Origin of the sequence: Hyphococcus lacteus, from assembly GCF_041058985.1 — a bacterium.
In the GTDB taxonomy this organism is placed as follows: domain Bacteria; phylum Pseudomonadota; class Alphaproteobacteria; order Caulobacterales; family Parvularculaceae; genus Hyphococcus; species Hyphococcus lacteus.
Genome location: NZ_JBEHZE010000001.1, coordinates 2,091,323 through 2,116,491, shown reverse-complemented (window position 1 = coordinate 2,116,491; position 25,169 = coordinate 2,091,323). Strand labels below are relative to the sequence as shown.

General features: G+C 50.6%; 21 protein-coding genes and 1 riboswitch. Of the genes, 2 read left to right on the top strand and 19 right to left on the bottom strand.

What is annotated here, in order from left to right:
- Positions 1–45 precede the first annotated feature (45 nt).
- Both ABFZ84_RS10075 and ccmA read right to left on the bottom strand, forming a co-directional pair.
- Positions 46–732, bottom strand: a complete 687-nt coding sequence (locus tag ABFZ84_RS10075; protein ID WP_369313892.1) for a heme exporter protein CcmB — start codon at positions 730–732, stop codon at positions 46–48.
- A complete protein-coding gene (gene ccmA / locus ABFZ84_RS10070) occupies positions 729–1,364 on the bottom strand; it encodes a heme ABC exporter ATP-binding protein CcmA (RefSeq protein WP_369313891.1) in 636 nt (211 codons plus the stop codon). The genes ABFZ84_RS10075 and ccmA overlap by 4 nt, the downstream gene beginning before the upstream one ends.
- A 141-nt stretch (positions 1,365–1,505) precedes the next feature.
- Here ccmA and ccmE point away from each other — a divergent pair, with 141 nt between their 5' ends.
- The gene (ccmE, locus tag ABFZ84_RS10065) at positions 1,506–1,940 is read left to right on the top strand and encodes a cytochrome c maturation protein CcmE (RefSeq protein WP_369313890.1); all 435 of its coding nucleotides are present in this window, start codon (positions 1,506–1,508) and stop codon (positions 1,938–1,940) included.
- Here ccmE and upp read toward each other — a convergent pair.
- A complete protein-coding gene (gene upp / locus ABFZ84_RS10060; protein ID WP_369313889.1) occupies positions 1,937–2,572 on the bottom strand; it encodes a uracil phosphoribosyltransferase in 636 nt (211 codons plus the stop codon). The genes ccmE and upp overlap by 4 nt on opposite strands.
- An 88-nt stretch (positions 2,573–2,660) precedes the next feature.
- Here upp and ABFZ84_RS10055 point away from each other — a divergent pair, with 88 nt between their 5' ends.
- Positions 2,661–3,107: a nucleoside deaminase gene (locus ABFZ84_RS10055; protein WP_369314568.1), complete on the top strand. Its 447-nt coding sequence runs from the start codon at positions 2,661–2,663 to the stop codon at positions 3,105–3,107.
- A 7-nt stretch (positions 3,108–3,114) separates the two neighbouring features.
- Here the strand turns inward: ABFZ84_RS10055 and leuB are convergent, their stop codons facing one another.
- The 16 genes from leuB to gltB form a co-directional block, all read right to left on the bottom strand.
- A complete protein-coding gene (leuB, locus tag ABFZ84_RS10050) occupies positions 3,115–4,155 on the bottom strand; it encodes a 3-isopropylmalate dehydrogenase (protein ID WP_369313887.1) in 1,041 nt (346 codons plus the stop codon).
- Positions 4,155–4,733: a 3-isopropylmalate dehydratase small subunit gene (gene leuD / locus ABFZ84_RS10045; RefSeq protein ID WP_369313886.1), complete on the bottom strand. Its 579-nt coding sequence runs from the start codon at positions 4,731–4,733 to the stop codon at positions 4,155–4,157. Before leuD ends, leuB begins: the two co-directional genes overlap by 1 nt.
- Positions 4,733–6,163 carry a 3-isopropylmalate dehydratase large subunit gene (leuC, locus tag ABFZ84_RS10040; protein ID WP_369313885.1) on the bottom strand — a complete coding sequence of 477 codons (1,431 nt, stop codon included), beginning with the start codon at positions 6,161–6,163 and terminating at the stop codon, positions 4,733–4,735. The genes leuD and leuC overlap by 1 nt, the downstream gene beginning before the upstream one ends.
- Complete coding sequence (locus ABFZ84_RS10035; RefSeq protein WP_369313884.1) at positions 6,163–7,743, bottom strand: 2-isopropylmalate synthase; 1,581 nt, start codon at positions 7,741–7,743, stop codon at positions 6,163–6,165. Before ABFZ84_RS10035 ends, leuC begins: the two co-directional genes overlap by 1 nt.
- Before the next feature lie 118 nt (positions 7,744–7,861).
- Positions 7,862–8,413, bottom strand: a complete 552-nt coding sequence (gene ilvN / locus ABFZ84_RS10030) for an acetolactate synthase small subunit (protein ID WP_369313883.1) — start codon at positions 8,411–8,413, stop codon at positions 7,862–7,864.
- Positions 8,413–10,209, bottom strand: a complete 1,797-nt coding sequence (locus ABFZ84_RS10025) for an acetolactate synthase 3 large subunit (protein ID WP_369313882.1) — start codon at positions 10,207–10,209, stop codon at positions 8,413–8,415. Before ABFZ84_RS10025 ends, ilvN begins: the two co-directional genes overlap by 1 nt.
- Positions 10,210–10,221: 12 nt before the next feature.
- Positions 10,222–11,226, bottom strand: a complete 1,005-nt coding sequence (gene ilvC / locus ABFZ84_RS10020; RefSeq protein WP_369313881.1) for a ketol-acid reductoisomerase — start codon at positions 11,224–11,226, stop codon at positions 10,222–10,224.
- Positions 11,227–11,244: 18 nt separating this feature from the next.
- Positions 11,245–12,915, bottom strand: a complete 1,671-nt coding sequence (gene ilvD / locus ABFZ84_RS10015) for a dihydroxy-acid dehydratase (protein WP_369313880.1) — start codon at positions 12,913–12,915, stop codon at positions 11,245–11,247.
- An 85-nt stretch (positions 12,916–13,000) separates the two neighbouring features.
- Positions 13,001–13,144, bottom strand: a complete 144-nt coding sequence (locus tag ABFZ84_RS10010) for a hypothetical protein (protein WP_369313879.1) — start codon at positions 13,142–13,144, stop codon at positions 13,001–13,003.
- 181 nt (positions 13,145–13,325) lie between these two features.
- Positions 13,326–14,594 (bottom strand): glutamate-5-semialdehyde dehydrogenase, encoded by a 1,269-nt coding sequence (locus ABFZ84_RS10005; RefSeq protein ID WP_369313878.1) that lies wholly within the window; start codon positions 14,592–14,594, stop codon positions 13,326–13,328.
- Positions 14,591–15,748, bottom strand: coding sequence for a glutamate 5-kinase (gene proB, locus ABFZ84_RS10000; protein ID WP_369313877.1), 1,158 nt, complete (start codon positions 15,746–15,748; stop codon positions 14,591–14,593). The genes ABFZ84_RS10005 and proB overlap by 4 nt, the downstream gene beginning before the upstream one ends.
- A 140-nt stretch (positions 15,749–15,888) precedes the next feature.
- Positions 15,889–16,884, bottom strand: coding sequence for a homoserine dehydrogenase (locus ABFZ84_RS09995; RefSeq protein WP_369313876.1), 996 nt, complete (start codon positions 16,882–16,884; stop codon positions 15,889–15,891).
- Entirely contained in the window at positions 16,875–18,086 is a 1,212-nt protein-coding gene (gene metB / locus ABFZ84_RS09990; RefSeq protein ID WP_369313875.1) for a cystathionine gamma-synthase, read from the bottom strand. Before metB ends, ABFZ84_RS09995 begins: the two co-directional genes overlap by 10 nt.
- Positions 18,087–18,088: 2 nt before the next feature.
- Positions 18,089–19,075 (bottom strand): homoserine O-succinyltransferase MetX, encoded by a 987-nt coding sequence (gene metX, locus ABFZ84_RS09985; protein WP_369313874.1) that lies wholly within the window; start codon positions 19,073–19,075, stop codon positions 18,089–18,091.
- A gap of 87 nt (positions 19,076–19,162) precedes the next feature.
- Positions 19,163–19,291: riboswitch (SAM riboswitch) on the bottom strand.
- An 81-nt stretch (positions 19,292–19,372) separates the two neighbouring features.
- A complete protein-coding gene (locus tag ABFZ84_RS09980; protein WP_369313873.1) occupies positions 19,373–20,560 on the bottom strand; it encodes an LL-diaminopimelate aminotransferase in 1,188 nt (395 codons plus the stop codon).
- A gap of 52 nt (positions 20,561–20,612) precedes the next feature.
- A complete protein-coding gene (gene gltB / locus ABFZ84_RS09975; protein ID WP_369313872.1) occupies positions 20,613–25,127 on the bottom strand; it encodes a glutamate synthase large subunit in 4,515 nt (1,504 codons plus the stop codon).
- Positions 25,128–25,169: the final 42 nt, after the last annotated feature.

Genomic DNA, 25,169 nt, shown 5'->3' with positions numbered 1-25,169 from the left:
CTTCGCAGGATTGGAAAATCGGCTCCACATAGTCGAAGACACTTTCTATTCAAGGCTAACACGTAGCGCAGCGACCGTAAAAGCTGGCGTCAACACCGCCATAAACAAGCTAATCGCACCCAAAATCAAGCTTTCCGGTGTGATGATCCCAAACCCAGCTAACAATGCTTTGGTCGCACTTACGGCAAAAACCAGAACCGGTGCAGAAAATGGAACGGCAATGACCATCGCCAATAATCCGCCCGCACGAAGCCCTGTTGCGAGAGCGGACGTGAGCACCGCAATAAAAATCAAGGACGGAACGCCTATCAATAAGATAAGACTAACGCCAAGCCCTTGCGTGAATGACAAACCTAGCATCGTTAGAAAAAACGGTGACGCAATAACCATCGGAAACACTGAGGTTAGCGACATAACGCAGACCTTAGCCCCCCAATAAGTCATTAGTCCCGTTTGCTCAGACGCGATCACGCGCAAGGAACCATCACGCAGGTCATTTTCAAATAGGTCTGACGCCGAAAACTGAATTGCTAACGCAACGGCAAGCCACAGGGTTGCTGGCGCTGCTATCGCCAACGCATTGAGCGAAGGACCAAATGCAATAGCCGCAAGCGCGGTGAACACAGCAAAGAAAAACAAGGCATAGAACCAACCGCCGCCGGATCGGAATGCCAAGATCAAATCTCGTCGTAAAATCGCAAATAGAACCGACAAAGGATCGCTTGACGTCATCGGCCTAACTCCAGACGGTGGAAATTTGGCCCGAGATCATCATGGGTTGCTACGATAGCGATGCCCCCACGCTTCATATGGCCGCCAATCATCTGACTAATGACAGTTACTCCATCAGTGTCAATTGCCGCTGCGGGCTCATCCATCAACCACACCGGGCGATCAGCGATTACCGCGCGCGCCAAGTCAATGCGCCGACGCTGACCGGCCGAAAGCCGCATGGTGCGAACACCGCTAAATTCAGCTGCGCCAACAACCGCAAGGGCTGTGCGAATCTTGGCCTCACATAAACTTTTCCGGACGCCGTACATATCTGCCCAAAATTTGAGGTTTTCCTCAGCCGTAAGCGCCAATTTCAAACTGGTTTCATGGCCTAGAAAAAACAACGATCCGTCAAGCGGCTTGAGGCTTTTTTCGTTCTCATGTTGCCAGGCGAGATCACCTTCAGCCGGCTCGATCAACCCAGCAAACATGGAAAGTAAGCTCGATTTACCAGAGCCATTTGGACCAAAAAGCTGGATCGCATTTCCAGGCCGGAGCTTAAAAGACACACCACGAACTACCGGCTCGCCCACGCGATCACAGCCGACATCGGTCGCTTCCAACGAAATTGGGTGGGCGAACGGCTCCATTATGCCCTTTCCGGCCAATATTCCTAACCAATACAATCGACTACATTTGGACAAGTTTATGAATACAGGCAAGTCGCACGCGACAATCAGCCCATTCGATTGTGGTTTGTACGCACCCACCGAACAGGATAAAAGTGGACCATGAAACCAATTCATCGAAATCGGCGATTGGGCTTACTCAGCCTCGGTGGCCTCCTATTGGTCGGCGCAGCGTGGCTGGTCTTCTCAGCGCTTGAGCGCAACATTTCCTATTTCTATACACCTAGCGAAGCCGAAACTGCCGCGATCACTCCGGAGACGCGGATTCGCCTTGGTGGGCTCGTTGAAACCGGCAGTCTTTCGCACGGCGAAGGTCTAGAGATTACTTTCCGCGTAACCGACGGCACCGCTACATTGCCAGTCACCTATTCCGGCATTTTGCCCGATCTATTTCGCGAGGGTCAGGGCGTCATTGCCCAAGGGGCTTTCAATACCAATGGTGTTTTTGTGGCCGAAAATATTCTGGCCAAACATGACGAAAACTACATTCCCAAAGAACTTGAAGGCATCAGCCACGAAGCTAAGCCTAGCGCTTAGCCTTTCGTTCCGTAGATTCTGTCTCCAGCGTCCCCCAACCCCGGCAGAATATACCCACGCTCGTTAAGCTGCCGGTCTAACGCGGCGGAAATAACAGGTACATCCGGGTGAACCTTGTTAAAGGCTTGAACACCCTCCGGTGCCGCAACCAAGCACATAAACTTCAACGATTTAGCGCCCGATTTTTTCAGTTCCGTCGCCGCGGCAATCGCAGTGTTTCCCGTCGCGAGCATCGGATCGACCATAATGACTTGACGCCCGTCAAGCTCATCCGGCGTTCTGTAATAATACCGTATTGCCTCTAGTGTATCATGGTCACGATACATACCAACATGCCCAACGCGGGCTGACGGTATTAGATCTAACAATCCATCAAGCAAGCCATTACCGGCACGCAAAATTGAAACAAAGCAAATTTTCTTGCCTTCGAGATAGGGCGATTGAATAGTTTCTAGCGGCGTATCAATGGTGACGTCTGCCAGCGGCAAATCTTTGGTCGCTTCACAACCCAACAAAATAGCGACCTCTCGCAAGACTTGGCGAAAATGCGCGGTGGGCGTTTCCTTATTTCTGAGGATCGTCAGCTTGTGTTGAATCAACGGATGGTCAACGATTGTCAGATTATCGGTCATGGGGCCTCTGTTGGTTGCCTGTCCGTTTGCCTTTATCGAACATCGCAAACCGCTTGTCTATCAGCGCACCAAGGAGAGAATATCTGAAATGCTAAATGATTGGGATCACGAATTCGTCGAACGGGCATTTCTCGAAGCAAAGAAAAGCTATGACCAAGGTGGGCTTCCTATTGGTTCGGTGCTTGCACGCGGACCTGAATTAATCGCATCAGGCCATAATCAGCGAGTGCAAAAAGGCGACCCTATCGCTCATGGTGAAATGGATTGCCTTCGGAACGCCGGAAGGCAAAAAAGCTATCGCGATTTAACGCTCTACACGTCACTCTCGCCATGCATGATGTGTTCAGGAACAATTGTTCAATTTAAGATCCAGCGCCTGATCATCAATGATACAAAAACTTTTGGCGGTAATGAAGAGTTCTTAAAGCAACGCGGCGTCGAATTAATCGACGCCGCGCACCAACCATCAATTAGCCAGATGGAAAAATTTATCAGTGAAAAACCCGAGTTGTGGAACGAAGATATAATGGAGTAAATTTCGCTTACAAAGTCTCGCAAATATAATCCGTAAGCGACATACAACTATCTTTACCACCGATATCACCGGTACCACGCCCAGCCGCTAATGCGCGTGAAATTGCATTTTCGATACAGCTTGCAATTTCCGCTTGATCCAAACTGAAGCGCATCATCATCGCCGCCGATAAAAGCATACCCACGGGGTTCGCTTTACCCTGCCCTGCAATATCCGGTGCAGACCCGTGAATCGGCTCATAAAGACCGCGTCTTCCATCACCAAGCGATGCAGACGGTGCCAGACCGATAGACCCAGACAGAACCGATGCTTCATCGCTAAGAATGTCGCCAAAAAGGTTTTCCGTCAGCACAACATCAAATGATGATGGGGCTTGAATCAATTTCATCGACATTGCATCAACCAACATGTGATCAAGTTTCACGTCGGCATAGTCTTTTTCATGAAGCTCATTCACCGCATTGCGCCAAAGACGACTAGTCGCCAAGACATTCGCTTTATCAACGGATGTTACACGACCATCGCGCTTTCGCGCTGCTTCAAATGCTATGCGCGCTACCCGCGTAACTTCTGCACGGGTATAAAGACATTCATCGCGTGCTGTATCCATTCCTTCTTCCCGCTTTCCAAAATATAAACCACCCGTCAGCTCACGAACAATGAGCAGGTCAACATCAGTAGCGATTTCTTTTTTAAGCGGTGAAAATCCTTCCATGCCTTTCGCAACTTGTATTGGTCGCAAATTGGCATAGACATCAAGTGCCGAACGCAACCCTAAAAGCCCCTGTTCAGGACGAATTGTAGCGCCATCCCATTTCGGTCCACCAACGGCACCAAGAAGAACGGCATCAGCCTCAAGACAGACGGTTTTTGTCTGTTCAGGAAGCGGATCACCGCATTCATCAATCGCAGCACCGCCAAATACGCATTCGTTAAACTCTAACGAAACTCCATATTTTTGTGCGGCTGCAACTAGTACCTTACGTGCCGCGCCCGCGACTTCCCGACCTACGCCATCTCCTGGCAAAAAGGCTATTTTTCCGACCATTAGCGCACCTCCTCATAAACCTTAATGTCAGGCAATTGATTGATTAAATGTCCCAATGGATCGACACCATCAAGCATACAACGCCGCGCAAAAGCTTCGACTTCAAAACTGATTACTTTGTTTTCACCAAGCGAGACTTCGCATTTTTCTAGATCAATCGTGAGCTCTATACCCGGATTTGCCAACAAAAAGGCATGTGTATCCTCATCAACGACAACTGGCAGCAGGCCATTTTTAAGCGAATTGCTTTTGAAAATATCTGCTATATCCGAGCTAATCACTGCGCGGAACCCGAAATCCGAAAGCGCCCAGGGAGCATGTTCGCGTGATGAGCCGCATCCAAAATTTGAACCTGCCACGAGAATTTTTTGTGTATCCGGATTAACCCCATTAAAAACAGAAGAATTAAGTGGATTGCCCTTTTCGTCGTAACGCCAATCGTAGAAAGCGGATTTTCCAAGCCCCTCTTTAGACGTGGTCGTCAAAAATCGCGCTGGAATAATTTGATCCGTATCAATATTTTTCTGACTAATAACAAAAGTTCGAGAAATAAGTTTTCCAAACGGTTCGAACGACATTATGCGCTCTCCTTTTTATTTTCAAAGTAAGGACGCGGGTCTGCAATCCGGCCTTCTATAGCCGATGCCGCAGCTGTCGCCGGGCTCGCCAATACTGTTCGTACGCCAGTACCTTGCCGGCCAATAAAATTACGGTTTGAAGTTGAAACAACTAGCTCGCCTGGGGCACCTTGGTCACCATTCATGCCGATACACATTGAACAACCTGGCTCACGCCATTCTGCACCCGCATCAAGGAATATCTTATGCAAGTTTTCAGCTTCGGCTGCGCGTTTTACAGCTTCCGACCCCGGAACGACCAAAGCGATGACACCCTTGCTCACCTTACAGCCGCGCATAATCATCGCTGCTTCACGCATGTCCGAAAGTCGAGAGTTTGTGCAACTGCCAATAAAGACCCTATTCACGATCGCATCAGCAAATGGTCGCCCGGCTTCAAATTTCATATATTCCGCAGCATGAAGTTCTGGGTCCGTTTTCGGTGTTGGCGCGATAGCATCTACTGCACCCGCCGCATCTGGTGACACACCAAAAGTAATCATTGGACGAATGTTGGCTGCGTCAACCACAACTTCTTTATCGAACTTCGCGCCCTCTTCTGTTGCTAGCGAAGCCCAATCTTTCACCGCGTCAGTCCATGCCTCGCCTTTTGGTGACATGTCTCGACCGTCCAACCATTCGAATGTTTTTTCGTCCGGTGCCACCATGCCCGAACGCGCACCCGCCTCAATCGACATATTACAAAGCGTCATACGCGCTTCCATCGATAGGTCGCGCACAGCCTCGCCCGCATACTCAATCGCATAACCCTGACCACCATGAGCACCAATCTGTGCGATCATCGCAAGCGCCATATCCTTCGCGCCGACGCCCGACGAAAGTGTTCCTTCAAATGTAACCCGCATCGATTTAGGTTTGCGCTGAAGAACACATTGTGTCGCAAGAACGTGTCCGACTTCAGTTGTACCGATTCCAAAAGCAAGCGCCCCGAATGCACCATGCGTTGAAGTATGGCTATCACCACATACGATTGTTTTTCCGGGTTGGGTTGCACCAAGTTCCGGACCGATGACATGCACAATTCCCCGGCGCGGATCACCCATTCCGAAAAGTTCAATACCGTGTTCAGCGGTATTTTTTATCAAAGTCTCAACTTGGCTTTTTGCTTCTGCGGTGAAGTATGGAAGCTCCCCGTTCTTATCCGCGGGTAAGGTCGGCGTCGAATGATCCAACGTAGCAATAGTACGGTCCGCACGGCGAACTTTAAGCCCTCGTTCGTTTAGAACCGAAAATGCCTGAGGCGATGTAACCTCATGAACCAAATGTAGGTCGATGTATAAGACGGCAGGTGATTCATCAGTCTCCGGAACGACTATATGTCGTTCCCACAGTTTATCGAATAAAGATTTTGGATTATTATTGTCGCTCATTATATTACTGCCTCATTATTAATTGGTACCGAACTTACTCGGATAGCTACGGCTTGATTCACCGCTGCAACAAATGCCGCAACAGCCGCATCAGCAATATCAACCTCTTCGGATTTACCCGAAAAATGCTTACCCTCTACATCGATCACCGCTTCGGCACGAACCACGCCCTCCGCTGCAACGTGATGCAAATCTAGGACGTGAATACGCCCCGGTACGTCCGCAATAGTACAAACGGCGGCGAACGCCGCATCAATCGGCCCCTCTCCTTCATGGGTAACAGTCCGGCGATCGCCATTATCGTGTTCCATCGTAATTCTGGCATGAGGTCGCGTATCATCTTCGAAATCTACATGTAGTTCTGTTTTACGCATTCGCCATGGACCGGCGCGGCCATCGGTTTTTCCGTTACCAGTAACCAATTTGACGAGATCGGCATCGGTAACTTCGCGGCATGTGTCCGCAAGACTTTTAAATGCCGGAAAAATGTCCTCTACTTTTTGTTTGGAAACTTTAAAGCCCAAAGCTTCAACCCGTGATGCGACGGCATGTTTTCCAGAATGTTTACCAAGAACGATTGAATTCGACGGCATACCTACTGATTCAGCATCCATGATTTCATATGTCCGCCGGTCCGCTAAAATGCCGTGCTGGTGAATTCCGGCCTCATGCGCAAATGCGTTTTTTCCGACAATCGCTTTGTTGCGTGGAATAGGGTTATGCGTGACCCGAGCCAACGCCACGCTCGCCTGATAAATTTTTGTCGTTTTAACTTGCGTTTCCAGCTTATAAAAATCACGGCGGGTCGCAAGCGCCATAACCGCCTCTTCCATGGAGCAATTGCCTGCACGCTCACCAATACCATTAATAGCGCACTCTATTTGGCGTGCGCCGCCACGAACCGCAGCTAGGCTGTTTGCAACCGCCATACCAAGGTCATCATGGCAATGCGTCGAGAACGTGACATCCTCCGCACCCTTTGCATTTTCTTTCAAGAAACTGAAAAGGTCCAAAATTTCTTCGGTGGTCGTGTACCCAACCGTATCAGGAATATTGATCGTTTTTGCACCAGCATCAATTGCCGCTTCAATGGCTTCGATCAAATAATCACGCTCAGTTCTGATCGCGTCCTCTGGCGAAAATTCAACATCATCACATACAGAAACCGCAAACTTCACGACATCAGATATCTTATCGAGAATCTGAATTTTCGACATTTTTAGTTTGGCATCGCGGTGCGTTGGGCTTGTGCCAATAAATGTGTGAATACGTTTCTTTTTTGCAGGCTCTAGCGCGCGTGCTGACGCTTCAATATCAGCCACGTTTAGGCGTGATAAAGAACAGATGGTCGGTCCTTCGATTTCTGAAGCAACAGCGCTAACCGATGCTGAATCACCGGGCGACGCCGCTGCGAACCCGGCTTCAATAATATCGACATTCAATTCTTGCAGCGCGCGCGCGACAATCAATTTCGCGTCGGTAGACATTGAAAAGCCTGGGGCCTGTTCACCGTCTCTTAAGGTTGTATCAAAAATCTTTACGTGGTCATCATCAGTCGTTTTAGTTTCCGTCGTCATCATTCAAATTCCTAAATGTACTTTACTTACCTGTTTGCCAACTTGTAGCGCGCGGAGATTTCACCGCGCGGGGCTAAGGAGCAGTAGGAAATTTGTTCTCTGACTCTGACAGTTCATTTCGTTAATCCTTGTTACCGCCACGTCGAATTGACAACACGCCGGTGCGAGAAACCTCGGATAAGCCCAACGGTTTCATCAGATCAATAAATGCGTTGATCTTTTCTCGTGTACCCGTGATTTCAAAAACAAAGGATGTATGCGTTGTATCGAGCGCTTTTGCGCGAAAAATATCACTCACGCGCATCGCCTCAAGTCGATTTTCACCAGAATTCACAACCTTCACCAGTGCCAGTTCGCGCTCAAGTGCATCTTTCTCGCTCGTCACATCAATAACGCGTCTTACGGGCACTAAACGGCCGAGCTGTGACTTAATCTGTGCAATCTTGCCAGGGCTACCGCGGGTCACAATGGTGACGCGCGATGTATGTTTTTCGACGTCAGTCTCAGCAACCGTCAAGCTTTCGATATTATAACCGCGTGCAGAAATCATTCCGACAACGCGCGAAAGAACACCCGGCTCGTTATCGACGATTACGGCCAAGATCACCTCTTGAACGTCACCCTCTTCGCGTGTGACCGGATAAACCGATTGCGATGTAACATTACTTGCCATTAGACGAGAACCTTCCCTTCGTCGCTGACTTCGTCACCCTTCATTTCGCCCAATAACATTTCGTTGTGAGCAGCACCGGATGGGATCATCGGAAACACGTTTTCTTCTTGTGTCACGACGCAGTCAAAAAGTACCGGCTTCCTCGAATCAATCATTTGAATGATTTTGTCATCCAATTCGTCAGGTGTTTCGGCTCTTAGCCCAACACCGCCATAAGCTTCGGCCAATTTTACAAAGTCAGGCAAGCTATCAGAATAGGAATGGGAATACCGACCGCCATGCAATAATTGCTGCCACTGGCGAACCATCCCAAGATAAGCGTTATTCAGAATAAAAATCTTAATGGGTAAGTCATATTGAACGGCCGCTGAAATTTCCTGCATCGTCATTTGAACAGACGCATCACCAGCAATATCAATAACAAGCGCATCAGGGTACGCGGCCTGAACGCCAAGCGCGGCGGGCAGACCGTAGCCCATTGTCCCTAAACCGCCAGAAGTCATCCAACGATTAGGTTCATCAAAATGGAAGTGTTGCGCCGCCCACATTTGGTGCTGGCCAACTTCAGTCGAAATATAGACGTCCTTTTCACGCGTTAACGCAAAAAGCCGCTCTATCGCATATTGAGGTTTGATAACTTCCTTATGCGGTACATAAGCAAATGATTTCTTGCTGCGCCATTGTTCTATCTGGCTCCACCAATCCGTAATTCTCTCGCGCTCGTGCTTTTCCTGTTTCTCACGCGCACGCCATTCTGTTAGCATCGCATCCATAATCTCGCGTGCATCGCCGACTATTCCGATATCTACGGGCACGTTCTTGTTGATAGATGATGGGTCAATATCAATATGGATCTTGCGCGAATTTGGCGAGAACGCATCAAGGCGACCTGTAACCCGGTCATCAAAACGCGCACCGATCGCGATCATCAAATCGCAATCATGCATGACGTTATTTGCCTCTAAACTACCATGCATCCCTAACATGCCAAGCCATTGTTGATCAGAGGCTGGAAACGCCCCTAACCCCATCAATGTCGATGTAACGGGAAATCCCGTTTCGTGCGCTAATGCACGCAAACTTTCACTTGCTTCAACCCCAGCATTAATTACACCGCCCCCCGTGTAGAAAACTGGACGGCGAGCATAGCGCATCAAATCAACGACTTGATCAATTTGGTTTTTATTAACGTCAGGAAGTACGATACAATTTCGGTTTTTAGAATTTTCACGTGTCGTATATTGCGCTTCTTCGAACTGAACATCCTTCGGAATATCAATCAAAACCGGTCCTGGCCGGCCACGACGTGCAATATGAAAAGCCTCATGTACAATATTAGAAAGTGCGTGTGCTGATTCTACGAGGTAGTTATGCTTTGTGCACGAACGGGTAATTCCGGTCGTATCACACTCTTGGAATGCATCAGTCCCGATCAATGGTCGTGCAACCTGCCCAGAGATACAAATCACGGGAATTGAATCGAGCAATGCGTCGGCCAATCCAGTAACGGCATTGGTGGCACCGGGACCAGAGGTCACCAATGCCACACCAACCTTACCGGTTGATCGAGCATAACCTTCAGCAGCATGCAACGCGCCCTGTTCATGACGCATCATTATATGGCGAATAGAATCGCGCTGAAACAATGCGTCATAAATTGGTAGGACCGCGCCACCGGGATAGCCGAAGATCACCTCGACACCCTGCTCCTCCAGCGCATCAAGAAGAAGTTCAGCACCCGCCTTAACGATGGTTGCCGATGGCTTGCTTATCTGTGTCGCCTCTGGAGAAGTCATGATGTCCTCAACTTATTTTGTGTTCGCGCCGGGCTTCAACCACGACATACGCTCGCGCAATTCTGCGCCTGTTTTCTCAATAGGGTGATCTAAATCAGCCTGTAGCATTTGTTGGTAATGCGGCTTGCCAGCTTGGTTTTCCAAAATCCAATTACGGGCAAATTTGCCGTTCTGAATATCCGTCAGAACTTCTCGCATGCGCTCTTTGGTTTCAGCATTAATCACGCGTGGCCCAGATACGAAATCACCATATTTCGCAGTCTCGGAGATAAAGTCATGCATCCGGCTAATGCCGCCCTCGTAGAATAGGTCCACAATAAGCTTTAGCTCATGCAGACACTCGTAATACGCAATCTCTGGCTGGTAACCTGCTTCAACCAGTGTTTCAAAACCGGCAATAACCAACTCTGACGCACCACCACACAAAACCGCTTGTTCACCAAAGAGGTCGGTTTCCGTTTCTTCACGGAACGTTGTTTCGATCGCACCCGCAGTCGCGCCACCAATTAGGCTCGTATAGGCAAGTGCTTTTTCCTTTGCCTTACCTGATGCGTCCTGATGAACCGCAAACAAACACGGTACACCGCGACCGCGCTCATATTCACTGCGCACAAGACCGCCAGGGCCTTTTGGAGCAACCATGATAACGTCAACGTTCTTTGGCGGGTTCACGCGGCCATAAAGCACCGTAAAACCGTGCGCAAACAAAAGCGCGTCGCCATCTTTCAAATTAGGCAAAACTTCTTCGTTGAAGATTTTTTCATGCGTCATGTCTGGCGTTAGCATCGCAATTAATTTTGCGCCTTCAGTTGCTTTAGCAACGCTCGCCACTTCAAGACCATCCTCGGCTGCGCGTTTTGCACCCGGGCCTCCTTCACGAACACCGACAACAACGTCGCAACCGGAATTTTTCAGGTTGAGCGCATGGGCGCGGCCTTGGCTACCATAACCAATTACGGCTACTGGGCCTGATTGAACCAATTCTGGGCTCGCATCATCTTCAGTGTAGACTCTCATCGTGGAATTCCTTTTGCCTTACTCGTTAAATGTTTGAATGGTGACCGCGCCTTTTGATGCGGTTGAGACTAATTTTGCGTATTTGTCGAACACACCGCCCATGCGGTTTTGCGCTCTGGGTTTAAATGCGGCTCGGCGCGCTTCCCAGTCGACATTGGCGTCGATCCGGCGTCCTTCCGCATCAATACTAATAGTGTCGCCCTCTTCGATCAGGCCGATTGGGCCGCCAAGCGCTGCTTCTGGTGCGACATGGCCGATAACGAACCCATGGGACGCACCTGAGAACCGTCCGTCTGTGATCAGTGCGACTTTTCCGGCTAACCCTTGACCTGCGACAGCGGCGGTGACGGCCAACATCTCGCGCATCCCCGGGCCGCCGCGCGGCCCCTCATAGCGGATGACAACCACGTCACCCTCTTTGATGTCGTGATCCGTCACAGCTTTGAATGCGGCTTCCTCGCCATCAAAAACTCGCGCACGGCCAGTGAAAGCCCCATCGCTATATCCGGCAGTTTTCAAAACTGACCCTTCAGGCGCGACATCACCATAAAGTACCCGCAGTCCACCCGTAGCCTTGAATGGATTATCGACTGTATGGACAACCTCTTGCCCATTGGTCTCTTCCGCTTTCTTAAATTCTTCAAACAGGCTTTCACCGCTAACCGTTGGTGCGTCTTCAATTTTTGCCGCCTCCATCAGGCGTTGGCCAAACAGCCGCACACCACCCGCCGCATAGAGGTCACGGGCCAAGAACCGACCACCCGGTTTCAAATTCGTGATAACTGGCGTTGTCCGTGACAGTTCATCAAAAAGATCAATAGAAAACTCTACACCGGCTTCAGCTGCGATAGCGGCAAGGTGCAAAACCGCATTTGTCGATCCGCCACTCGCCACAACTGACGTAGCCGCATTGCGCAAGCTGGTTTCATTGATAAATGTCCGGGCTGTTTTGCCTTCTTTAGCAAGTTTTGCGACCAATTCACCGCATCGAACGCCTTGCACGTTCTTCGCACCATCTACCGCTGGTGGATCACCAGCCCCGATTGGCGCAAGACCCAAAAATGCTAACGCCATTGCCATTGTGTTGGCTGTGAACTGACCACCGCACGCCCCCGCGCCGGGGCACGCCGCGCGTTCAACTGTATCCAGTTCTTGGTCGGACATATTGCCCATAGCATGGGCACCAACCGCCTCGAACACATCTTGGATTGAAACATCCTTGCCGTCGCATTTACCCGGCATAATCGTCCCGCCATAGAAAATAACGCCAGGAATATCCATCCGCGCCAACGCCATCGCCGCGGCAGGCAGTGTTTTATCGCAGCCCACAAGGATAACGGCCGCATCAAGTGAATGCCCACGCACTGCAAGCTCGATCGAGTCAGCAATGACCTCACGAGAGATCAGCGACGCCCGCATCCCCTCACCGCCCATGGTGATACCATCCGAGACAACAATCGTATTGAAATCGATTGGTGTCGCCCCACCAGCGCGTACACCCTCACGAACTGGCTCAGCCAACTCTGCAAGGTGCATATTACAAGGGGTCACCGTGGACCACGTATTCACCACCGCGACCATCGGTTGATCGAAATCTTTGTCACCATAACCGGCAGCACGTAACATCGCGCGAGCTGGTGCCTTGGCGGGGCCTTTGGTTATTGCGTCTGATCGTTTTGACATGCTCATCCGTTCTTTTCTGATCGAACCTCCGGGCAACAAAAAACCCGCTTCCTTTCGGGAGCGGGGTGTTGGAGGTCCGTGCTACTTTTCGTTAGCGCGCGGGCTCCACAGCCGCTCCCCGAATGGGGCTAATAAGGAGTACGACCACCACAAGAAGGAGGCCCACAGCAACGATCACAGAGTTTGCGAACTCTGCGCTGACTTGCGTAATTCCTGCATTGTAGATGCTATCCATAATTCCGACTCTGATTTGCGCTGCCTTTTGTGCGGTGCGCGATACGCGAATACAATAGACCATGCTTAATTAACAAGGAAAAAAAATCAGATTTCTCAAATTTTTTCGCCAAACTTCAATCTCAACGCCATATTCTTTAGCATATTCCTCTAATCACGCCTTAACGCATAGTTATAGCCACTCAGGGACGCACGTGCGCCGTACCACGCACAAGGTTTTTATAAGTGGTCAATTCCTCGACACCGGCGGGTCCACGAGCGTGCAATCGCCCAGTCGCTATGCCGATCTCGCCGCCAAACCCAAACTCGCCCCCATCAGCAAATTGGGTCGAAGCATTGTGCATGACGATGGCACTATCCACTGCCGAAAGGAAGCGCGCCGCCGTAACCTCATTCTCGGTAATGATCGCTTCAGTATGGCCGGAGGAGTATTTCGCGATATGAGCAATCGCACCTTCAACACCGTCAACGACTGCGACCGAAAGGATCGGTGCAAGATATTCCGTTGACCAATCAATCTCAGTCGCTGGCGAAACCGAAGGGTCAATCGCCACCAACGCCGCGTCTCCACGCAACTCACAGTCAGCATCCCGAAGAACTTCCGCAATAGCCGGCCAAATTTCCGCTATACAAGCTTTATCGATCAGCAAAGTCTCAGCGGCACCACAAACACCAGTGCGACGCATCTTGGCGTTTAGTGTTATCGCGACTGCTTTTTCGTGATCCGCTTCACCGTCTACATAAACATGACAAATACCATCAAGGTGGCTCAAGACGGGTGCCCGCGCTTCTGACTGAACTCGACCAACGAGTGACTTGCCTCCGCGCGGAATAACCAAATCAATTCGGCCATTCATTCCCGACAGAATTGCACCAACGGCAGCCCTGTCTGTTGTCTCGACGAATTGCGCCGCAGCTTCAGGTAGTCCGCATTCACGCAGCGCATTTTGAAAACAGTCAAATAGCGCTTTCGATGTTTCGATGCATTCTGACCCACCACGCAAAATGACCGCGTTTCCCGCTTTTACAGCGATTGCGGCTGCATCTACCGTAACATTCGGGCGACTTTCATAAATGATTGCGATAACGCCAATCGGCGTGCGTACTCGCTCAAATTCCAACCCATTTGGCCGAGACCATGTGCGAATAGATTTACCCACCGGGTCATCAAGCGAAGCAATCTCACGTAATGCTTGCGCTATCCCGGCAATTCTGTCCTGGCTGAGCGACATTCGGTCGATAAACGCCGCGTCTTGCCCGCGCTTAATTGCAGCGTCACACTCAAATTTGTTGACCCGCAAAATGTCCCCTGCGTTCGCGAGGATGTTCTCCGCAGCTTTTAAAAGTGCTTCGTTCTTTTTATCACTAGGAATGGTCGCCATCGCCCGCGCAGCCTCGCGCGCTGATTGCGCCAGTGTTTCCATATAATCTTCGACTTTATCAATTTTCATGTGTCTGTCCTCAACACGAGGTCATCTTTTTCCACCACAGCGGGCCTACGTTTGTAACCTAGCTTTGCTTCGAGCTGATCGGATTTACAGCCTGCAATCTTTCGAATTTCATCAGCGTAGTAAGCAGACAATCCTTGTCCTATAATTTGTCCGCGTTTAGTGACCAATTCGACGGCATCACCCCGCATGAAACTTCCGCGCACCGCTAAAACCCCAGCCGGTAACAGGCTCGCGCCACCAGCCAATGCCTTGACTGCACCGTCATCAATTACAATCTGTCCCGCGGGCTTAAGACGGCCACCAATCCACAAACGCCGTGCGCTAGCGGGTGTCGTTGCGGGTCGAAACAACGTGGCTGCACCGCCATTTAGAATGGCCTGAAGCGGATTATTGACCATACCCGGCGCAATGATGGAGGCACAGCCGGCACCGCCTGCAATCTTTGCCGCCGCAATTTTCGACGCCATGCCGCCCGATCCGACGCCCGCCGACGCATTTGCCCCTCCTGCCGATTTTTCGATTTCCGGCGTTATATTTTCAACGACCGAAATATGTTTGGCCGCCGGATTTTTTCTGGGGTCCGCCGTATAAAGACCATCAATATCTGACAAAATAACAAGAAGGTCACTCTCAACCAACTGCGCTGCATGGGCCGCCAAGCGGTCATTGTCGCCATAACGAATTTCACTTGTGGCGATTGTGTCGTTCTCGTTCACCAGCGGCAATGCACCGAGGTCGAGGAGCGTACGAAATGTCGCGCGCGCATTGAGGTATCGTCGCCGTCCCTCGGTATCATCAAGCGTCAGCAGTATTTGTGCGATATTTATCTGGTATGGTGCAAACGCGGTCTGCCACGCCTCAGCCAGGGCAACCTGCCCCGCGGCCGATGCCGCTTGCTTTTCATCAAGACGTAAAACGCCTGACAATCCAAGCTTTTGACGACCCAATGCGATCGCGCCTGATGTTACAACAACAACCTCACACCCGTTTTCGCGAAGGGCAGAAATATCTGCGGCGAGGCTCGCGAGCCATGCGGTTCGCGTTACGCCGTCCGCGCCACATAAAATCGCTGAGCCAACCTTGATCACAAGGCGCTTGGCAATGCGCATTTCGGATGCAGCATTCATCGTTGATATATCCGCGAGTTCAGACATCGGCTGACTTCTAGTGCGTTTTTGCAAAAGGTAAAACGCTGACGGGTTGCGACCAAGCAGCCACAATTCATCGAAATCGCCACTTTTGCTCCTTAAAAGCGAAAATGGCGAAAGTTTTCGGGCCGCATTACGGCTGCGCGTTAGCGCCCCACCGGTTGGCGGGCTATGGCCTCTAGATCTGAAAAAATGCTGCCGACCGTAGGCGCGCGTCCGGCACCTTTCCCCTCACAGGTGAAATCGCGACCATCCATATTGATGATGCGAAGGGCATTTCCTTCGCCGCCAATGCTGCTGAAGAAGGCGTCATCATCGACCCGTGCAAACCCAACACGCGCTGTAATTCCACCATCAGATTTCTTGTTGATGACAGAAAGCTGTTTCCAACTGCCTCCCTTTTCCACAAAACTCTGGGCTAACATCGAATCAAGCGCTTCAACTTTAATTGCGCTATTTTCAATTTCACGCCCAAAGGCTTCATAGGTAAGAATTGAAATCTTTGCGCGGGCATCTTCGCCTGAAAGATCCGCAGTCGGATCAGGTTCTGCGAATCCAGCATCTTGCGCTTGCTTCACGGCATCAAGAAAGCTTGCGCCATCCTTCATAGAAGAAAGAATATAATTTACAGTGCCATTGAGAATTGCCGTAATTGAACGAACTTCGCCCGCGGCTCTGGCTTTGCGCGCAGTTTCAACCATTGGCGCACCCCCACCAACAGACGCCGAATATGCAAACGTCGCTTTATTCTGTGATGCCAACATATTGAGCGGAGACATTGCGCCAGCAATTGCCTGTTTATTCGCCGTTACAACGCTAATTCCGCGTGAAAGCGCAGCCTCGATCAATCGTCGCCCGGCTTCGCCCGTCGGCAGCGCATCAATCACAACATCCGGGTGTTCGACCAAAAGAACTTCGGGGTCCGTATAAATTCGTAATTGCGCTAAATCATTCGCGCGCGCTTTATCTGGGTCACGAACCAACGCCGCACAAAGTGCATATGGTTCCGACGCATCAGTCAGGCGTAACGCAGCCCCCTCACCAATTACGCCAAGACCTGCGACCGCTACACGTAGGCGTCTAGTCGCTAATTGTTCGTCAGATTCAACCATATTCACTTTATCTTTTACATCTAGGCACATTTGCTTGCTGCCTTATTTGGTAAGAATGCTACTTTTTCGTCGCCTGCCGCAGCCGCCTGTTCAAGCGCAGAAAAGATATCTCGCACAAGATCATCAGTATGCTCAAGCCCAATCGAAAAACGAACCAACCGATTGGAAATTCCGGCCGTTTCTCTCGCCTCTGGCGTCATCGCGGCGTGGGTCATCTCAGCTGGCAGGCAAACCAAGCTTTCAAAGCCGCCTAGAGATTCGGCAATTGTGAATGTTTGAAGCTTGCGCAGAAATTCGATCACATCAACGCTCTCATCAAACTCAACTGAAAACATCGAGCCAAAGCCTTTTTGCTGACGCTTCGCAATTTCGTGGCCCGGATGCGCTTTAAGCCCTGGATAATTCACCGCCACGACACGCTTATTTTCGCTCAGCGCATTCACGACATCTTCAGCCGTTTTTTGCTGACGCTCAATACGCGGGAACAATGTACGAATACCGCGCAGAGTCATGAAGCTGTCAAATGGCGCGCCAGTTACGCCTGTGCAATTCGCCCACCACGCCAAATCATCACCAAGCTTTTGGTCTTTTGCGAGTGCCGCGCCGCCAACAACATCTGAATGACCATTCAGAAATTTCGTGGTCGAATGAATGACAATATCGCAACCAAGTTCCAACGGTCGCTGAAGTGCAGGAGACAAGAACGTGTTGTCCGCAACGGTGATGGCACCACATTCTTTTGCCAATTCAACCACTGCTGCAATGTCAGTAATTCGTAATAACGGATTGCTCGGTGTTTCAATCAGGACAAGCTTTGGCTTGCGCGTAAACGCAGTCCGTAGCGCCTCAATGTCCGTCTGATTGACATATTCGATATCGAATTGTCCGCGCTTACCGCGCGCCGTAAGCAAACGGTGCGTGCCACCGTAACAATCATGCGGCGCGATCACTAACTCACCAGGATTGACGAGGTTAAGAACCAAATCGACCGCGGCCATCCCTGAAGACACGACGACACCTTTCGCTGCCCCTTCAAGCGCACAAAGCGCTTCTTCGAGTTGCGAACGTGTGGGATTGCCCGAACGCGCATAATCATATTGCGGTTTATCGAGCGGATCATTCCAAGCATAATTCGCCGAAAGGTGCAGAGGTGGCGCGACAGAACGGAAAGCAGGATCAGTACCAACGCCAGCGGTCGCCGCAATAGTTTCAAGTTGAACGGACTCGCTCATGGTTATTTCTCCTCAAGGAATGAACTGATATGGGGCCCAATAACCGACACTTCTTTTAGGAAAGTGTCGTGGCCATATAGGGAATCGATTTCTACGAATTTGCTTTTCGCAATCTCGCTTGCAAGGCGGCGCATATCATCAATGGGCGCTAAGCGATCACTCGTAGCAGCGATAATTAGGCTATTTACACTAACATCAGCAGGGTCAACGCGATGGCGATCAATGGAATCGGAAAGCGTCAAATAACGCGTCGCATCCATATCATATGCGTTCCCGCGCGAGATTAGATATTCACACACGTCGTATGGATCACCAGCGGCCTCGCCTGCAACACTGTCAAAGCGCTCACCGAATTCCTCAGCGGTACGATAGGTGACCATTGCTAGTTGGCGAGCCAACGCCACGCCCGCCTTAGGGTCATTATTTTTAAGTGCAAAATCGATGATCCGGCGCTGTACACCGCGCAATGCCGTCGCCGATGGATGCGGTTTGCCTGGCGCGGAGATAGCACATAGTTTTTCTAGGCGTTCGGGGAAATGTTGCGCAAACGCAAGACCGATCATGCCGCCATAAGAAGCGCCAACAAAGGCATAAACTTTTTTTACATCAAGCACGTTGAGCGCATCAACAAGCGCCTTAGCGTGATCGACCGTGGAAACGGTACGCGCCGTTTCGCCAACGTTCGGAATAAAATCAAAACCAATGACACAGAATTTGTCGAGATTAATTGGGCCGCCCGAATGGACGAGATCGCGCCACCACCCCTTACCATCTTTCGCGTCAGCCACCTTGCGACCCGCAGAAATGCCGCCCGTTACAACCACAGCTGGCTTTTCAAGATCGCCATAAACACGCACCCGAAGTTCAGGCCGGCTAAGGCTTTCACCGCTGTCTAGCGTAAATTCTTTAGGCAGAAAAACAGTGACATCGCAAAAAGCTTCTGCCTTTTGCGTACAGTCTGCCGAGTTTTCTTTGGTCGATACACTCATGTTTGGTCTCTTGCATCACTCGTCAACAACTCGACTAGTAATTCACATGAGACCTGAATCGGACGACATAAACGTCGTGCTTCGTCCGACTCATCTCTCGAGAAAGGAAAATCCATTCTCGTAGGAATTGGCACCTTTCCGAAAAAACCGGTCACGGTCTTATCGACGGTTGCCCCAGCGTCAAAGGGCCTATCCCTCGGCTGGTCTAGATGAGTTAATGGCGTTGATAGTTTGCAAATGCGAACAGGTCAACAGGGTGTATCGTTATTTTCCAAGAATTAGCCGATCATGCTAATTTTATGATGCGGTTCCAAAGACTTTTTTGAGATTTCGCGCCGCCTGACGGATCCGCTGTTGGTTTTCAACCAAGCCAATCCGCACATGGGTATCGCCAAATTCACCAAACCCCAGGCCTGGCGCGACAGCTACATCGGCCTTTTCCATCAGCAGTTTCGCAAATTCTACGGATCCCATTTCGCGGAACTTCTCTGGTATTGGTGCCCACGCAAACATCGATGCTTCCGGACACGGAATATCCCAGCCGGCCATTGTAAAATGTTCAATCATGACATCTCGGCGCGCTTTGTATGTCGCGCGAATGGTTTCTACACATTCCGTAGGGCCATCAAGGGCCGCAACGGCAGCGACCTGAATTGGCGTAAACGCACCGTAGTCAAGATAGGATTTCACGCGCGCGAGAGCATTTATCAGGCGTTCGTTGCCGACCGCCATCCCTATACGCCACCCCGCCATGGCATATGTTTTCGAAAGCGAGTTAATTTCAACCGCAACGTCCTTAGCGCCCTCAACCTCAAGAATGGATGGCGGCGGCGTATCACCAAAATAGATCTCGCCGTAAGCAAGGTCGGACAAGATAATGACGTCGTGTTTCTTTGCGAGTGCCACGGCATCTTTGTAAAAATCAAGGTCAACCGTTTGTGCCGTTGGGTTCGACGGATAGTTTAGAACCATCGCCCGCGGCTTCACGTGCGAGACTTTGATCGCCTCGGCCACACCGGAAAGATAAGCCTCCGGTGATGGCGCAGGCACCGCAGCAATCACGCCGCCCGCAATAATGAATCCATAAGCGTGGATCGGATAGGCTGGATTTGGTGAAAGGATCACATCGCCAGGGCCGGTTATGGCTTGTGCGAGGTTTGCAAACCCCTCTTTCGATCCAATCGTTGCAACAATTTCGGTTTCAGGATTGAGCTTTACATTAAAGCGGCGCTCGTAATACCGGGCCATCGCTCGGCGCAGACCAATGATTCCGCGCGACACAGAATAACGGTGTGCCTTTGGGTTCCGGGCTGTTTCCACGAGCTTATCAACAATATGCGTCGGTGTCGGCATGTCAGGATTGCCCATGCCGAGATCAATAATATCACGCCCTTCGGCTCGCAGCTTCGCCTTAAGCTTGTTCACTTCCTCAAATACATAGGGAGGAAGCTGCTTAATTCTATAAAACTCTTCCGTATTCGTCATATTAGATACTGCCAAATTTCGACAATACCTCTAACGAGCCCAATGCTTAAAGTCACGCGATTTTGGCGGAATCTGCAATTTTCTGTTTCCGAGCAAGCGTCTCTCGCGGTTCAACCACCCAGAATTTCGAACGCGCATTCTTCCAATCATCGAGAATGCGTCGCGCCTTAGGTGATTTAGTTTCCAGCCAATGCTGCTCAATCAAAGAATGACATTCAAAATCGTCTTCGCCATCTTCAAAGCCACGAATAGCGATACTCTCCGGGTTTACAGCGCCCTCGAAGCTTCCCGTCTCGTCATAAACAAAGGCCAATCCACCCGTCATGCCCGCACCAAAATTGTTGCCAGTTGCTCCGAGTATTACAACGGCGCCGCCCGTCATATATTCGCATCCATTGGCCGAACACCCTTCGATAACGGCGTTCGCGCCAGAGTTACGAACGGCAAAACGCCCCCCTGCACGACCGGCCGCAAACAATGCCCCGGCGGTTGCACCGTAAAGACAAGTGTTGCCAATGATCGCATCATTGGCGCTCGCTTGAACGTCAACAGGTCGAACAACGATTGTTGCGCCAGAAAGCCCTTTGCCGACGTAATCATTAGCGTCGCCATCGACGATGATCTTAAGGCCAAATGCCGAAAACACACCAAGTGACTGCCCCGCAGACCCTTTGAGACGCATCGTTACATGATCCTCGGTCAGATCATCCTTTTTGTATTGGCGCACGATGTGGGATGAAATTCGTGCACCAATCGCACGATCAGTATTTTTGACCGGATACGAAATTTGAACCTTCTCACGTCGCGCTAGAAACGGTTCAAGGTCAGGCATGATCCGTTGATCAAGTGTATCCACAACCTCTTTTCGGCCTTTGCGCGTAGAGCGTTTCGGCCGCTCCCCCGCATCAACCAGCGTCAAGATCGGGTTTAGATCCAGATCATCAAGATGCGCTGCACCGCGACTGACCTGGTCAAGAAGGTCGGCCCGACCGATCACGTCTTCAAGTGAATTCGCGCCCAGTGATGCCAAAATCTGTCGCGCTTCCTCAGCAATGAACGTCATCAGATGAACGACATGATCAGGCAATCCCGGAAAGCGCTTTCGCAGTTCATCATCTTGGGTACAAACACCGACGGGACAAGTATTCGAATGGCACTGACGCACCATAAGACAGCCCATCGCTACTAGCGAAATCGTGCCAATTCCATATTCCTCGGCACCCAACATCGCTGCGATCACAACGTCACGGCCCGTTCGAATACCACCGTCAGTACGAAGCGTAACGCTTTCACGCAAATTATTCAGTGTAAGAACTTGATGCGCTTCCGCTAGACCAAGCTCCCACGGCGCACCGGCAAACTTAATTGAAGTCTGTGGACTAGCACCGGTACCGCCAACATTCCCCGAGATAAGAATTACGTCCGCTTTCGCCTTCGCGACACCGGCCGCAATGGCACCGATTCCAGATGCAGAAACCAGTTTCACGCAAACGCGGGCATCAGGATTAATTTGTTTCAAATCATAAATGAGCTGCGCCAGATCCTCGATAGAATAAATATCGTGATGCGGCGGCGGAGATATAAGCGTAACACCGGGCGTTGCGTGACGCATACGCGCGATAAACTCAGTGACTTTGAATCCCGGAAGTTGACCGCCCTCTCCCGGCTTTGCCCCTTGGGCCACTTTAATTTCAAGCTCACGGCACTGGTTTAGGTATTCTGCCGTGACGCCAAAGCGGCCAGATGCAACCTGTTTAATGGCGGAATTAGCATTATCGCCATTTGCCATAGGGACATAGCGTTCTGGCACCTCTCCCCCTTCACCAGAAACTGATTTGGCACCAATGCGATTCATTGCAATGTTCAGTGCACCATGCGCTTCTGGTGAAAGTGCGCCAAGCGACATACCCGGCGTAATAAATCGCCGACGGATATCATTCGCATTTTCAACCTTATCAAGACCAATAGCTTCCCCCATCGGCCGCGCGCGCAGCAAGTCACGAATTTGCGCGGGTGGTTGATTATGCAAGGCGGTTGAATAACGGGCAAACGCCGCCGGATCATCATCACGCACAGCCGATTGAAGATTGCTGACCAACTCAGCTTCAAGAATATGATGCTCGCCGCTGCGGCGATGGCGATAAAAACCACCGACAGGCAATCGCGCCGCCGCGCTATCCCATGCCTCAGCATGAAGCATTGCTGTTTTCATCTCCAAGCCAGCAAGACCGATACCGGAAATGCGGCTCGTCATGCCGGGGAAGAATTCCTCCACCAATGTTCGGGAAAGGCCTAACGCTTCAAAATTACATCCACCGCGATAAGCTGAGATAACTGAAATTCCCATTTTTGAGATGATTTTCAGTAGCCCCGCCTCTAAAGCAGCTTTATAATTAAAAGCACATTTGCCAATTGGCATATCACCAAAACGACCGAGCGCATGGGCCTGCCCGATTGAATCAAATGCCAAATAGGGGTTAACCGCCGTCGCGCCCACACCAACCAAAACAGCAGCATAATGCGCATCAACACACTCAGCGGATCGCACGATAATTGAACAATAAGTCCGTACACCAGCTTTCGTGAGGTGAGCATGAACACCACCGGCAGCAAGAATCATGGGTACAGCAACACGGCCCGGCCCCTGATGCTCATCGCTCAGGACAACATGCCCAGCACCGTCACGCACAGCGACTTCCGCTTCTTTGCGTATTCTGTCCAGCGCGGCCTTCAGTGCCTCACCATTATTCGTGACATCAACAACATCGTAGGTACAGTCAATTTCAACAATCTTCTGGTCAAGATACCCGCGCAAACGAGAAAACATTCCGTTCGATAAAATGGGACTTTCAAGAACAAACACATCCGTCTGTGTTTTATCTGTAACAAGAATGTTTCCAAGGTTTTTAAACCTTGTTTTCAAACTCATCACACCGTCTTCACGTAATGGATCGATCGGCGGATTCGTCACCTGGCTAAAATTCTGTCGGAAGAAATGAGACAGCGGGCGGTAGTTTTCCGACAAAACAGCAATCGGTGAGTCATCACCCATTGAACCGATGGCCTCTTTTCCATCCTCAACCATCGGGCGAAGGATAATCTCAAGATTTTCGAGATTATATCCAGCAGCGCCCTGACGCCGAAGCAATTCCTCACCGTCAAAAAGGCGATCTTCCGGCCCTGGGCCTATCTGCGGTTCAAGTTCGGTTATATTCCCGAGCCACTCAGTATAGGGATGTTTTTCCGCCAACAGATTGAGAATTTCTTCAGAATTATAAAACCGCGCATTCTGCATATCGACGGCGATCATACGGCCCGGCTCAATCGCGCCACGTACTTTGACTTCACGGCCCTCCAATGGGCACATTCCGGTCTCTGATCCAACCGCGAGAATGCCGTCTTCAGTAATCGCATAACGCAATGGACGCAGGCCATTGCGATCAAGCCCTGCGATCGCCCATTGGCCATCATAAGCCGCAATCGCTGCCGGGCCGTCCCACGGCTCCATTACAGCGTTACAATATTCATAGAGCGCTCGCCACTTAGCGGGCATTACTGACAAGCGTTTCGACCACGCCTCTGGGATCAACAGTGCTTTGGCCATAGGCGCGGAACGCCCCGCGCGAACGAGCAACTCAAACACCTGATCAAGCGTTGCTGAATCAGATGATCCCGGCTGAATAACCGGCTTGATATCATCGCCGTCAGATCCAAAAATTTCCGATGCCATCGGAATTTCATGGCTCTTCATCCAGTTGACATTGCCTTTTAAGGTATTGATCTCACCGTTATGCGCCAACATGCGGAACGGTTGTGCTAACCGCCATTCAGGGAAGGTATTTGTTGAATAGCGCTGGTGAAAAATTGCAACCCGTGAGACAAACCGCTCATCTTGAAGATCAGGGTAGAAATTATCGATCTCTTCCGCAAGGAACATGCCTTTGTAGACGATATCTTGTGACGAGAGCGAACAAATATAAAGCTCGTGGATACCTTGAACGCGAGCCCGCTTTTCAATCCGGCGACGCACTGCATATAAAATGCGGTCTAACTCTTCTTGCGGACGGCCCTTAGGATCCGTAAAAAGAATCTGTTCAATATCAGGACGCGTAGCGTTGGCTTTTGCACCGAGACAACGCGATTGCACAGGAACCTGACGCCAGCCGTAAATGTAAAAACCGCGATTGAGAATCTCTGATTCAACAATAGCCCGCGCAGCGTCCTGCGCAGCAAAGTTTGTCCGTGGAAGGAACACCATGCCTACGCAGATATCAGATTCAGCTGCTGTGTGACCCGTCCGAGCAACAAAGGCTTTGAACAAATCTTGCGGAACATTAAGCCGAATTCCAGCGCCGTCACCGGTTTTACCGTCGGCGTCTACCGCGCCACGATGCCAAACGGCCTTGAGCGCTTCAATTGCCATTTCAACAATTTCGCGCCGCGGCTCCGCATCCATCGCAGCAACCAGACCGACACCACATGCGTCACGCTCTGACGATGCTTCATAAGCATTCGCCTCTATTAAGGCGTCACGCTCGCGCAGATATTTTGATACCCATTCAGTCATAATATTCTACTTTATCTAAAATGTTCTTTCGGCGAAGAATTG